This is a genomic window from Mycobacterium sp. E342, from assembly GCF_001667665.1.
GTDB lineage: Bacteria > Actinomycetota > Actinomycetes > Mycobacteriales > Mycobacteriaceae > Mycobacterium.
Window position 1 is genome coordinate 93356 of the sequence record NZ_LZJM01000250.1, and the last position, 12123, is coordinate 105478.

At 69.7% G+C, this 12123-nt stretch carries 14 protein-coding genes; 9 read left to right on the forward strand and 5 right to left on the reverse strand.

What is annotated here, in order from left to right; genetic code table 11:
* Window positions 1–25 precede the first annotated feature (25 nt).
* Window positions 26–904 (forward strand): inositol monophosphatase family protein, encoded by an 879-nt coding sequence (locus A5692_RS19955; protein ID WP_068058947.1) that lies wholly within the window; start codon window positions 26–28, stop codon window positions 902–904.
* A 6-nt stretch (window positions 905–910) separates the two neighbouring features.
* Here A5692_RS19955 and cei read toward each other — a convergent pair whose 3' ends face one another.
* Window positions 911–1561, reverse strand: a complete 651-nt coding sequence (cei, locus tag A5692_RS19960; protein WP_068058949.1) for an envelope integrity protein Cei — start codon at window positions 1559–1561, stop codon at window positions 911–913.
* 193 nt (window positions 1562–1754) lie between these two features.
* On the opposite strand from cei, the gene A5692_RS19965 reads away from it, so the two are divergent.
* Window positions 1755–2057, forward strand: a complete 303-nt coding sequence (locus A5692_RS19965; RefSeq protein WP_007171590.1) for a DUF4193 domain-containing protein — start codon at window positions 1755–1757, stop codon at window positions 2055–2057.
* Window positions 2058–2070: 13 nt separating this feature from the next.
* Here A5692_RS19965 and A5692_RS19970 read toward each other — a convergent pair whose 3' ends face one another.
* Window positions 2071–2556, reverse strand: a complete 486-nt coding sequence (locus A5692_RS19970; RefSeq protein ID WP_068058950.1) for a DUF3093 domain-containing protein — start codon at window positions 2554–2556, stop codon at window positions 2071–2073.
* 25 nt (window positions 2557–2581) lie between these two features.
* Here A5692_RS19970 and dut point away from each other — a divergent pair, with 25 nt between their 5' ends.
* Both dut and A5692_RS19980 read left to right on the forward strand, forming a co-directional pair.
* Entirely contained in the window at window positions 2582–3046 is a 465-nt protein-coding gene (dut, locus tag A5692_RS19975) for a dUTP diphosphatase (RefSeq protein ID WP_067927364.1), read from the forward strand.
* 39 nt (window positions 3047–3085) lie between these two features.
* Window positions 3086–3841 carry a DUF3710 domain-containing protein gene (locus tag A5692_RS19980; RefSeq protein WP_068058952.1) on the forward strand — a complete coding sequence of 252 codons (756 nt, stop codon included), beginning with the start codon at window positions 3086–3088 and terminating at the stop codon, window positions 3839–3841.
* 7 nt (window positions 3842–3848) lie between these two features.
* Here the strand turns inward: A5692_RS19980 and A5692_RS19985 are convergent, their stop codons facing one another.
* The gene (locus A5692_RS19985; RefSeq protein ID WP_068059102.1) at window positions 3849–4550 is read right to left on the reverse strand and encodes a hypothetical protein; all 702 of its coding nucleotides are present in this window, start codon (window positions 4548–4550) and stop codon (window positions 3849–3851) included.
* A gap of 137 nt (window positions 4551–4687) precedes the next feature.
* Between A5692_RS19985 and A5692_RS19990 the strand changes: the two genes are divergently transcribed.
* A complete protein-coding gene (locus tag A5692_RS19990) occupies window positions 4688–5056 on the forward strand; it encodes an OB-fold nucleic acid binding domain-containing protein (RefSeq protein WP_068058954.1) in 369 nt (122 codons plus the stop codon).
* Between the two features lie 86 nt (window positions 5057–5142).
* Window positions 5143–5772, forward strand: a complete 630-nt coding sequence (locus A5692_RS19995; protein ID WP_156766186.1) for a DUF3159 domain-containing protein — start codon at window positions 5143–5145, stop codon at window positions 5770–5772.
* Here the strand turns inward: A5692_RS19995 and A5692_RS20000 are convergent.
* Entirely contained in the window at window positions 5769–6446 is a 678-nt protein-coding gene (locus tag A5692_RS20000; RefSeq protein ID WP_067927355.1) for a TrkA family potassium uptake protein, read from the reverse strand. The genes A5692_RS19995 and A5692_RS20000 overlap by 4 nt on opposite strands.
* Before the next feature lie 12 nt (window positions 6447–6458).
* Complete coding sequence (locus A5692_RS20005) at window positions 6459–7124, reverse strand: TrkA family potassium uptake protein (RefSeq protein WP_156766176.1); 666 nt, start codon at window positions 7122–7124, stop codon at window positions 6459–6461.
* Between the two features lie 128 nt (window positions 7125–7252).
* On the opposite strand from A5692_RS20005, the gene A5692_RS20010 reads away from it, so the two are divergent.
* From A5692_RS20010 to A5692_RS20020, 3 genes are all read left to right on the forward strand, one after another.
* Window positions 7253–9247, forward strand: a complete 1995-nt coding sequence (locus A5692_RS20010) for an APC family permease (protein ID WP_068058957.1) — start codon at window positions 7253–7255, stop codon at window positions 9245–9247.
* Window positions 9248–9276: 29 nt separating this feature from the next.
* Window positions 9277–10470 carry a class I SAM-dependent RNA methyltransferase gene (locus A5692_RS20015; protein WP_068058959.1) on the forward strand — a complete coding sequence of 398 codons (1194 nt, stop codon included), beginning with the start codon at window positions 9277–9279 and terminating at the stop codon, window positions 10468–10470.
* A 166-nt stretch (window positions 10471–10636) separates the two neighbouring features.
* On the forward strand, window positions 10637–12100 hold the full coding sequence (locus A5692_RS20020; RefSeq protein ID WP_068058961.1) for a cation:proton antiporter: 1464 nt from the start codon (window positions 10637–10639) through the stop codon (window positions 12098–12100).
* The last annotated feature ends 23 nt before the right edge of the window (window positions 12101–12123 follow it).

The window sequence follows — 12123 nt, forward strand, 5'->3', positions numbered from 1 at the left end:
GTGGCGGCTGTGATGCGATAGACCGGTGACCCGAGCTGATGACGAGCCCACCCGGCTGCGCACGGTCGCCGAGACGCTGGCCACGGAAGCCGCCGCGTTCGTCCGGCGTCGCCGGGCCGAGGTCTTCGGCGGCGCCGCGGCGGGTTCGAAACTTTCCGGCGACGGCGCGGTGTGGTCGAAGAGCACCCCCACCGATCCGGTGACCGTCGTCGACACCGAGACCGAGAGCCTGCTGCGGGACCGGCTGGCCCAATTGCGGCCCGGCGACCCGATTCTGGGTGAGGAGGGCGGTGGGCCGACCGACCCGGCGGGCACGGCCGCGGACGCGGTCACCTGGGTACTCGACCCCATCGACGGCACGGTGAACTTCGTCTACGGCATTCCCGCCTACGCGGTGTCGATCGGTGCGCAAGTGGACGGCGTGTCGGTGGCGGGCGCGGTCGCCGACGTCGTGGGCGAGCGCGTGTACTCGGCGGCGACCGGCCTGGGCGCGCACGTCATCGACCAGGAGGGGGTACGGCCGTTGCGGTGCGCCAGGGTTGACGACCTGTCGATGGCGTTGCTGGGCACCGGTTTCGGGTACGCACGGCAGCGCCGGGCGGCGCAGGCCGACTTGTTGGCGCGGCTGCTGCCGATGGTCCGCGACGTCCGCCGCATCGGCTCGGCGGCCCTGGATCTGTGCATGGTCGCGGCGGGCCGGCTCGACGCGTTCTACGAGCACGGCCTGCAGCCATGGGATTGCGCCGCGGGTGCGCTGATCGCGGCCGAGGCGGGGGCCCGGGTTTCCCTCCCGCCGCCCGGCACCGACGGCGCCGGGCTGGTGCTGGCCGCCGCGCCGGGGATCGCCGACGAGCTGCTGGCCGCCCTGGACGAAATCGACGGCCTCGACCCGATTCTCGACTGAGCTGCCTCAGCAGCTGCTCGAGTGGATCTTGGTGAGCAGCGAGGGGTCGGACGGCTCGGTGGCGCCGGGGCGCAGGGTGGCCAGCACGGCATCGATGTCGTCGTTGTGGGCCAGCGCGGTGAAGTCCGTCCCCAACGCCAGGTCGACCGAGTCGTCGGCGCGGTTGTCGTTGAACAGCTCCATGCAGGGCGCCACCAGCCAAACCGCGGCCGCGGTGGCTTGCCCGGCCGTGCCGAACCGGATCTGGCCCTGGCAGGTGAGCCGGGTACCGGCATAGAGGGGATCGTTGGCGGCGGTCGGCTGCGCAAACCCGAGGTCCTTCATCGCGCCGGCCACGTCGCCGGCCTGGCCGCCCCGGCCGCTGGCGTTGAGCACGCGGACCTTGGTGTCGCTGAGCTTGGCGGGCGTGACGTCCATCATCGCGCTTCGGGACACCTGCTCACCGAGCTGAGCCGGCGCCGATCCGGTCGCCTTCGGCGGCGGATTGCAGACCGCGACCTCGTGCACTTTCACCGGCCGGGTCAACGCGATGGTCCACGCCACGGCCGTCACCACGACGAGGAAGACCACCACGACGATGGCGGGCCGGGGATTGCGGCGCCGAAAGGGCCGACCGTGCTTGTCGAAGGCGGTACCCTCGGTGATTTGTGCGACCACAGGTGCACTCTAATCGCACCCTAAACGCACTGTTCAAAGGCGAACGCAAGGCCCACAATGGTGGTGTGACATAAATCACACATTAACGGGCCGTCATACGGGCACGAATCATTTGGTGGATGCGTTCGACGCTGGTACAAAGCGATGCCTGACATTACGAGGCATGAAGAGGCAATAGGGCAGGGGAATAGGTATGCCTACCGACTACGACGCTCCACGGCGCACCGAGACCGACGATGTTTCGGAGGACTCGCTGGAGGAGCTCAAAGCACGACGCAACGAGGCGGCTTCGGCCGTCGTCGACGTCGACGAATCCGAGACCGCTGAGTCTTTTGAGTTGCCTGGCGCCGACCTGTCCGGGGAAGAACTGTCGGTCCGCGTCATCCCGAAGCAGGCTGACGAGTTCACCTGCTCCAGCTGTTTCCTGGTGCAACATCGCAGCCGGCTGGCCAGCGAGAAGAACGGCCTGATGATCTGTACCGACTGCGCGGCCTGACCGTTTCGGCCGGTCAGCTTCGCAATGCCGACAGCACCCGCTCCGGATGGCGGCAGCTCACCAGCCAGTACGGCGTTGGGTCGTCGGGATCGTCCAGCACCACCAGGATCATCGGCCCGACCCAGGCCCGGTGCAACACATACGCCGCCGGGTCGAGCTGGCGGCCCAGGGCCGCGGACTTGGCGGACGGGGCCACCACGGCGGAGCGGGCGATCGCGGTGACCGGCAGGTGCGCCTCGCCGGCCCACAGTTCCACCCCGCCCGGGACGTTCGGGTCAGCGGTCACCCGGATCTCGATGCGGCCCAGCCACAACAGCGTGCCGGCGGCCACCGCGAAAAGGGTCGCGTACGGCAGCCAGGACGGCCCGGGGGCGACACCCATGTTGACTTCGAACGCGATGAGCCCCGCCAGCCCGAAGCCCAGCGGCCACCACCACCATGGCACCCACAGTCGTTCGCGATATCGCACACTGTGCGGCGCGACGCGCGTACCGGACACGCAGTCAAGGGTAATCTGTGGCCCCGTGTCGACCAGTCTGGCCATCGTTCGCCTCGATCCCGAGCTGCCACTGCCCACGCGCGCCCACCAGGGCGACGCCGGCGTCGATCTCTACAGCGCGGAAGACCTCAAGCTGGAGCCGGGACGGCGCGCACTGGTGCGCACGGGCGTGGCCGTCGCGATTCCGTTCGGGATGGTCGGCCTGGTGCACCCGCGTTCGGGATTGGCGTCGCGCGTTGGGCTTTCGATCGTCAACAGTCCGGGCACCATCGACGCCGGGTATCGCGGGGAGATCAAGGTCGCGCTGATCAATCTGGATCCGGCCGAGCCCATCGTGGTGCATCGCGGCGACCGCATCGCCCAGCTGCTGGTGCAGCGGGTCGAGCTGGTCGAGCTGGTCGAGGTCTCGTCGTTCGACGAGGCGGGCCTGGCCGAAACCTCCCGTGGCGATGGTGGCCACGGTTCCTCCGGCGGACATGCGAGTCTGTGATGCGCGCCGGCGACGATGCAGTGGGGAGGAGCGCCGCTGATGGCTGCGTTCGGTAAGCGTTCACACAACGACGACAGCGAAGAGACCCCGGTGGGCGGCGACGTCACGCCGCCCGGCGACGAGGCTTCCGACGAGATCGAAGAACTCGAGGGCCCGTTCGACATCGACGATTTCGACGACCCGTCGGTCGCCGAGCTCGCGCGCCTGGACCTGGGGTCGGTCCTCATTCCCATGCCGGAGGCGGGCCAGCTGCAGGTCGAACTGACCGAGACGGGCGTTCCCAGCGCCGTGTGGGTGGTCACGCCCAACGGCCGCTTCACCATCGCCGCCTACGCGGCGCCGAAGACGGGTGGCCTGTGGCGCGAAGTCGCCGGCGAGCTCGCCGAGTCGCTGCGTAAGGACTCGGCCAAAGTCAGCATCAAGGACGGGCCCTGGGGCCGCGAGGTCGTCGGCTCCGCGTCCGGCGCGGTGCGCTTCATCGGTGTCGACGGTTACCGCTGGATGATCCGCTGCGTGATCAACGGCCCGCACGAGACGATGGAAGCCCTCGAGCAGGAGGCGCGAGCCGCGTTGGCCGACACCGTGGTTCGCCGCGGCGACACACCGCTTCCCGTCCGTACGCCGTTGAGCGTGCAGCTGCCCGAGCCGATGGCGCAGCAATTGCGGGAAGCCGCGGCCGCCCAGCAGGCCCAGGCGCAACAAGCCACGGCGGAGGAAGGGGCCAACGAGCCGGCGGCGCGCCGCAGCGCCGAGGGCTCGGCGATGCAGCAGCTGCGCACCACCACCGGCGGCTGACCCGCCCTCAGCCCGCCTCGGCCAAAGCGGCCAGGCACGCCGCGCCCAGCACGGCGGGGTCCGAGCCGATCTGGTCCAGCGTCACCGTCCGCAGCGCCGCGCGCGGCGCGGCGTCGACCCACTCGGAACCCACCCGCAGCGGATGGACGGGGTCGTCGACGGCGGCCGCCACGGCCAGCGGGGCCGCCAGCCCGGCCAGCTCCGCGCGACTGGGCGCCACGTAGGCGGCGGCCTCGTCCATGGCGTCGGGCAACTGCGGCCACTGGGCGCGCCAGGACCGGGCCAGCTCGTCGGCGAGCCACGGCGGGCTGGAAGCCCGCATCTGGCCGGTGGTCGTCGCCAGTCCCTCGGCGCGCAGCTGCGACGCAGTATGGCGTGCCGCGAGGGCGGCGGGCGCCGCGTCCGGCGGCCCGGCCCAGGCCGGAAGCGCGGCCAGCACGGCGACCGCCTTGTCCGCGTGGGCCAGCGCCCAGGCGACCGCCACCGCCGCGCCGATCGACACCCCGCCGACGGCGATCGGGCCCGTTCGCGCGGCGGCGTCCAACGCGGACACGTAGCCGTCGATCAACCGGTCCGGTTGGGGCGGCGGCGCCACCAGCACGGCGCCGACCTCACGCAGCGGACCCGAAAATGCCCGGCGAATGTAGTTGTCGTCGGAGCCCGTACCGGGCAACAACACGACGGTGACACCACGCAGATCGACAGTCACCCCCAGATAGTGCCCCGGCGTTGAGTCGCGCTCCAACACGACGTTTGACTCGGTTGGCGTGGGGGAACCAAGAGGTCTACGGTGTCCGTTGGCATAAATGGAAGCGCCAAGGCTTATCAGCATTGTCAGGAGGGGCCATGGGGGCCCAAGGATATCTGCGCCGGCTCAGCCGCCGATTGACGGAGGCTCCGGAGCAACGCGACTCCGAAGAGTTGTCCGACGAGGTAGCACTAACCGGCGCGCAACGGGCAATCGATTGTGAGCGTGGCCAAGAGGTCACGATGATCGGCACGCTGCGCAGCGTGGAATGTAACGGCAAGGGTTGTGCGGGCGGTGTGCGCGCCGAGCTGTTCGACGGCAGCGACACGGTCACGCTGGTCTGGTTGGGGCAGCGCCGGATTCCCGGCATCGATTCCGGCCGCAAGCTCCGGGTGCGGGGCCGGCTGGGCAAGCTGGAGAACGGCGCCAAGGCCATCTACAACCCGCACTACGAAATTCAGCGGTGACGCGACCCGACGACTCGGGTCCGGGACCCGACGAGTCGGGCCCGCCCGACCGCGCGACCACCGACCGCATCACGGTGGAACGCCTGATGCGACAGGCGGGCGGGGTCAGCGGCGTCATCTATTCGTCGCTGCCCGTTGTGATCTTCGTCATTGCCTCGAGCGTGTCGGGGCTGTTCGTGGCGATCGCCTCCGCGCTCGCCGCGGCCGCACTGGTCCTGCTGTGGCGGCTGATCCGGCGGGAATCCCCGCAGCCGGCGTTCTCCGGGTTCTTCGGCGTCGCCATCTGCGCGCTCGTCGCCTACATCGTGGGGGAGTCCAAGGGCTACTTTTTGGTGGGCATCTGGATGTCGTTGCTGTGGGCGGTGGTCGTCGCGGCGTCGGTCGTCATCCGGCGGCCGCTGGTGGGGTTCGTGTGGACCTGGGCCACCGGGCGCGGTCACGGCTGGCGTGACGTCCCGCGGGCCGTCTACGCGTTCGACATCGCCTCGGTCTGCTGGGTGCTGGTCTTCGCCGCCCGGTTCGTCGTCCAGGGCCTGCTCTACCACGCCGACCGGACCGGTTGGCTGGCCTTCGCGCGCATCGCGATGGGGTGGCCGCTCACCGTGGCGGCAGCGCTGGCGACGTACCTGGCGATCAAGTCCGCGCAGCGCGCCATGTCGGCGGTTGGCGACACCGGCGTCCAGCTCGACGCCGACCCCGTCCGCGACCGGCCCTAGTCGTCCAGCGCCGGGCCGTCCGGCAACAGCAGCTTGCGCAGGTCCTCTTCGACTTCGGCGACCGCGACGAAGAGCAGCTCGTCGCCGCCCTCCAACGGCTCGTCGGCCTCGGGCACGATCACGCGTGGACCGCGCAGGATGGTGACCAGCGCGGCGTCGCGGGGCAGCTGCAGTCGGCGCACCGGCTTGCCGCCCCAGGGCGTGTCGTCGGGCAGGGTGATCTCGACGAGGTTGGCCTGCCCCCTGCGAAATTCCATGAGCCGCACCAGATCACCGACGGCGACGGCCTCTTCGATGAGCGAGGCCAGCATCCGTGGGGTCGACACCGCCACGTCCACGCCCCAGGCGTCGGTGAACAACCATTCGTTGCGGGGGTCATTGACCCGCGCCACCACCCGGGGCACCGCGAATTCGGTCTTGGCCAGCAGGCTCAGCACCACGTTGGCCTTGTCGTCGCCGGTTGCGGCCACCACCACGTCGAACTCGTGCAGGTGCACCGATTCCAGCAGGCTCAGTTCGCAGGCATCGCCGAGGCGCCAGTGCGCCGCCGGGATGGCGTCGACGTCGACGTGATCGGGGTTGCGTTCGATCAGCGTGACGTCATGGCCGTTGCCGATGAGTTCGCGACTGACGGAGCGGCCGACCGCGCCGGCCCCGGCGACAGCTACCTTCATTTTCGCCGCTCCTTAAGACTCTTCACTGGGTGGCAGGGCCGCGATGGCCACGGCCTCGGCGGCGCGGCCGGAGATCGCGGCAACGTAGACCTGGTCGCCGGCCTGGATGACCGTCTTGGGCTCCGGCAGGACGCCGGCGCCGAACCGGATCAGGAACGCGACGCGGGCGCCGGTGGCCTGCTCGAGATCGGTGATCCGGTGCCCGATCCACTCCTCGTGCAGGACGACCTCCGCGACGGCCACCGTGCCGGTCGGGTCCCGCCATTTGGCGGTTTCGGTGTCCCGCAGCAGGGCGTTGAGGAGGCGGTCGGTGGTCCAGGGCACGGTGGCGATCGTCGGGATGCCGAGCCGTTCGTAGACCTCGGCGCGCTTGGCGTCGTAAATCCGGGCGACCACGCGCTTGACCCCGAAGGTCTCGCGGGCCAGCCGCGCCGAGATGATGTTGGAGTTGTCCCCGGATGACACGGCGGCGAACGCGTCGGCCTCCTCGATGCCGGCCCGCAGCAGCACGTCCCGGTCGAACCCCTGCCCCAACACCCGCTCCCCGGCGTACTCGGGACTGAGCCGGTTGAAGGCGGTGCTGTCGCGGTCGATGACCGCGACGTCGTGGCCGATCCGCGATAGCCCGTCGGCCACCGAGGAACCGACGCGGCCGCAGCCCATCACCACTACTCGCACTATCGGATCCTCTCGGCTGCGTCCTGCGCCCCAATCGGCAACCCACGTCGGCCAGCCGATTTCGGGTCGGCAAACATTCTCGCCTACGAAGCTACCGCCAAACCCATGTGGGCTTACTCTTGGCTCTCGTGTCGAAACTTTCAACCGCAGCGCGTCGGTTGCTCATCGGTCGGCCGCAACGCAGCGACCGGCTGAGTCACACCCTGCTGCCCAAGCGGATCGCCTTGCCGGTGTTCGCGTCAGACGCCTTGTCGTCGGTGGCGTATGCGCCCGAGGAAGTCTTCCTCATGCTGTCGGTGGCCGGCGTCAGCGCGTACGCGCTCACGCCCTGGATCGGTCTGGCCGTGGCGGCGGTGATGCTGGTCGTGGTGGCCAGCTATCGGCAGAACGTGCATGCCTACCCCTCGGGCGGGGGCGACTACGAGGTGGTCACCACCAACCTGGGCGACACCGCCGGCCTGGTCGTCGCCAGCGCCCTGATGGTTGATTACGTTCTCACCGTGGCGGTTTCGACGGCGTCGGCGATGGCCAACATCGGCTCGGCGATCCCGATCGTGGCCGAGCACAAGGTCTGGTTCTGCGTGGCCGCGATCCTGCTTGTGATGGCGTTGAACCTGCGCGGAATCCGCGAGTCCGGGGTGGCCTTCGCCATTCCGACCTACGCGTTCATCGTCGGCGTCTTCATCATGATCGGCTGGGGCCTGTTCCGGATCTTCGTGCTGGGCAACCCGCTGCGGGCGGAGTCGGCCGGCTTCCAGATGCACGCCGAGCACGGTCAGGTTGTCGGCTTCGCGCTGGCATTCCTGGTGGCGCGCTCGTTCTCCTCGGGTTGCGCCGCGCTGACCGGTGTGGAGGCGATCAGCAACGGGGTCCCGGCATTCGAGAAGCCCAAGTCGCGCAACGCGGCGACGACGTTGCTGATGCTGGGCGGGATCGCGGTGACCCTGCTGATGGGCATCATCGTGCTGGCCCAGCAGATCCGGGTTCAGCTGGTCGAGGACCCGGCCCGGCAACTGACCGGCGCCCCGCCCGGTTACTACCAGAAGACGTTGGTCACCCAGCTGGCGCAAACGGTGTTCGGCGGCTTCCATGCCGGCTTCCTGCTGATCGCCACGGTGACCGCGCTCATCCTGGTGCTGGCGGCCAACACCGCGTTCAACGGTTTCCCCGTGCTCGGCTCCGTCCTGGCGCAGCACAGCTACCTGCCGCGCCAGCTGCACACCCGGGGGGACCGGTTGGCGTTCTCCAACGGAATCCTGTTCCTGTCCGGGGCGGCGTTGTTGGCGATCATCGCGTTCCGCGCCGAGGTCACCGCCCTGATCCAGCTGTACATCGTCGGCGTGTTCATCTCGTTCACGTTGAGCCAGATCGGCATGGTGCGGCACTGGACCCGATTGCTGCGCACCGAGACCGATCCGCGCGCAAGGCGCAAGATGATGCGTTCCCGCGTCGTCAATACGGTCGGATTGCTTTCCACCGGCGCGGTTTTGTTGGTCGTCCTGGTGACCAAGTTCGTCGCCGGCGCCTGGATCGCGCTGTTCGCCATGGGTTTGCTCTTCGGGATGATGAAGATGATCCACCGGCACTACCGCACGGTCAGCCGGGAGCTGGAGGAGCAGGCCGCCGCCCAGCACGACGTGGTGTTGCCCAGCCGCAATCACGCCCTGGTGCTGGTATCCAAGCTGCATCTGCCGACGCTGCGCGCGCTGGCGTACGCCCGCGCGACCCGTCCGGACGCGCTCGAGGCGCTGACCGTCAGCGTCGACGAGGGGGAGACCCGCGAGTTGGTGCACCAGTGGGAGGAGAGCGACATCAGCGTGCCGCTCAAGGTCATCGCCTCGCCATACCGCGAAATCACCCGCCCCATACTCGAATACGTCAAGCGGGTCAGCAAGGAGTCGCCGCGCACCGTGGTCACCGTGTTCATTCCCGAGTATGTGGTGGGCCATTGGTGGGAGCAGGCGCTGCACAACCAGAGCGCGCTGCGGCTCAAGGGCCGGCTGTTGTTCATGCCCAACGTGATGGTGACTTCCGTTCCGTGGCAACTGACCTCGTCGGAGCGCCTCCAGACGCTGCAGCCGCACGCCGCCCCCGGTGACGCTCGTCGGGGAATCTTCGATTGACCCGCGAGATACCGGGCGCACCCCACGCGGTGCTGCCCCCGCGCGACGAGCTGACGTTGGTGACCGGCGCCCCGGCCAACGGCGGCAGCTGTGTGGCGCACCACGAGGGACGCGTGGTGTTCGTCCGCTACGCGCTGCCGGGTGAGCGGGTGCGGGTCCGGGTCACCGCCGACCGCGGATCTTATTGGCACGCGGAGGTTCTGGAGGTGCTGGAGCCGTCGGCCGACCGCATCGAGTCGCTGTGCCCCATCGCCGGCGTGGACGGCGCCGGGTGTTGTGACCTCGCGTTCGCGGCCCCGGACGCGGCCCGCGCGCTCAAGGCACAGGTTGTGGCCAACCAGCTGGAGCGGCTGGGTGGCCACCACTGGAATGGTGACGCCGAGCCGCTGTCGGACACGGGGCCGACGGGCTGGCGCACCCGTGTCCGGCTCGATGTGGGCGCGGACGGGCGCCCCGGCTTCCACCGGTATCACAGCGACGAACTGGTGACCGACCTGCGCTGCGCGCAATTGCCGGCCGGCATGCTCGACGGGCTCGCCGACTCGACGTGGCCGCCGACCGCCCAACTGCACGTCGCCGTCGACGATGACGGCGCGCGCCACGTGGTGCGCACCCTGCGGCAGGGCAGAAAGACGGCGACCAAGGTGGTGGAGGGCCGCTACGAGGCGGTGCAGCGGGTGGGCGGGCGCAGCTGGCACATCCCGGTGACCGCCTTCTGGCAGGCGCACCGCGGCGCCGCCGCGGTGTACAGCAGGCTGGTCGCCGACTGGGCGCAGCCCGGTCCCGGCATGACCGCCTGGGACCTCTACGGCGGCGCCGGTGTCTTCGCCGCCGCGCTCGGCGTCGCGGTCGGGGAGACCGGGCGGGTGCTGTCCGTCGACACCTCGCGCGCGGCCACGCGGGCCGCCCGCGTCGCGCTGGACGACCTGCCCCAGGTGCAGGTGGTCACCGACTCGGTGCGGCGGGTGCTCGGCACGCAGCGAACGGGCGCCGACGTGGCGGTGCTGGATCCGCCGCGGGCGGGCGCCGGGCGCGAGATCATCGACCAACTGGCCGCCGCCGCCGTGCCGCGGGTGGTGCACATCGGTTGCGAGGCAGCGTCTTTTGCGCGCGACATCGGCCTCTACCTCGGCCACGGCTATGCCGTCGAGAAGATCAAGGTGTTCGACGCCTTCCCGCTCACCCATCACACCGAATGCGTCGCCCTGTTGACCCGCGGGTAGCGGAGGGCGGCGACGTAACGGCGCGTGAAGTGCGCCCGGAGCGGCTAGACTCCGTCGCGGTGTGCCGGGAAGTCTGGTCGGCGATGTCCTCGATGTCCCTGTCGACCAACCGAAAGGCTCGAGTGCCCACCACCACAGGGCCTTCCCGTCTCCGGGTGCCGCGATCGTGAACGACGGTCTTCGGTTCGCGCTCATCATCCTGTTCTCCAGTGCGATCGGTCTGGTCGCGGTGCTGGCGAACCGCCTGACCGAGCGGTTCAAGGTCCCGGTGCCCCTGCTGGTGCTGGTCGGAACGGCAGCGGTGGTGCATGCGGTGCCCGCGGTGCAGCCACCGTCCGAGCGGATCGTGGAACAGGTCATCACCGTCGCGCTGGTGCTGGTGCTGTTCGACGGCGGAATGCACATCGGGCCTTCCCGTTTCCGCGCGGCGGTCGCCCCCATCCTGTCGGTCGGCGTCCTGGGCACCGCCCTCACCGCCGCCGGCGCCGCGTTGATGCTGCACTACGTCTGCCGAATCGATTGGTTTCCCGCGGTGCTCGTCGCGACGGCGGTGGCTCCGACCGATCCGGCCGTGGTGTTCTCCGTCCTGGGCAAACGCGAAATCAGGGGCCGCAGCAGCACCATCCTCGAGGGCGAGTCCGGCGCCAACGATCCGGTCGGCATCTCGTTGATGTCCAGCCTGATCGCCGCCGGTGGCCTCAGCGCCGCCGGGTTCGTCACCGTCGGGGCGCAATTCGTTCTGCAGATGGCGATCGGCCTGGCCGTCGGGGTCGTCGGTGGCCGCGCCCTGCTCGTCTTCATGCGCCGCGTGGCGCTGCCCAGCGAAGGCCTCTACCCGCTACGAACGCTGGCATCGAGCCTGATGCTGTACGGCATCGGCACGCTTGCCCACGGATCGGGATTTCTGGCGGTGTTCGTCGCCGGCATCGTGATCGGCGACGCGCGCGCGCCCTACAAGCCGGAGATCAAGCGGTTCCACGCCGCCCTGGCCGGGCTGGCCGAAATCGTCGCGTTCGTCGTGCTGGGTCTGACCGTCGACCTCGGCGTCCTTGCCCACCCCGACGTGTGGATCCCCGGGCTCGCCCTCGGGGTGGCCCTGACGGCGCTGATTCGCCCGCTGGCGGTGAGCTCGTGTCTGGTCGGCGTGCAACTCAAGCGAAACGAACGCGCCTTCATACTGTTCGCCGGCCTCAAAGGGGCGGTGCCGATTCTGCTCGGCGAGTTGCTGCGCGCCGCGCACATCCCCAACGCCGAACGCCTCTACGGCATCGTGGTCGTCGTCGTGATCTTCTCGGTTCTGGTGCAAGGCAGCTCGGTGCCCGGCGTCGCGAAACTGCTGCACCTGCCCATGCGCATGGTGGAGACCCAGCCCTGGGAGATCGGTGTCCGGCTCGCGGACGAACCGGAGGGGGTCCATCGCTTCAGCGTCGCACGGGGATCGGCCGCCGAGGGGTGCACGGTGGAGGGGCTCAGTGACCGGGTCGGCGACATCTGGGTGAGCATCGTGGTCCGCACCACCGGCCTGGTGTCGGTGCGGGGTGACACCGAACTTCAGGCCGGCGACGAGGTCGTCGTGCTGGCGGATCCCGAGCTGCACGACACCCTGGTCGAGCTTTTCGGCCCCTCATAGGCCGGCTACCTCCAGCTCCCTGC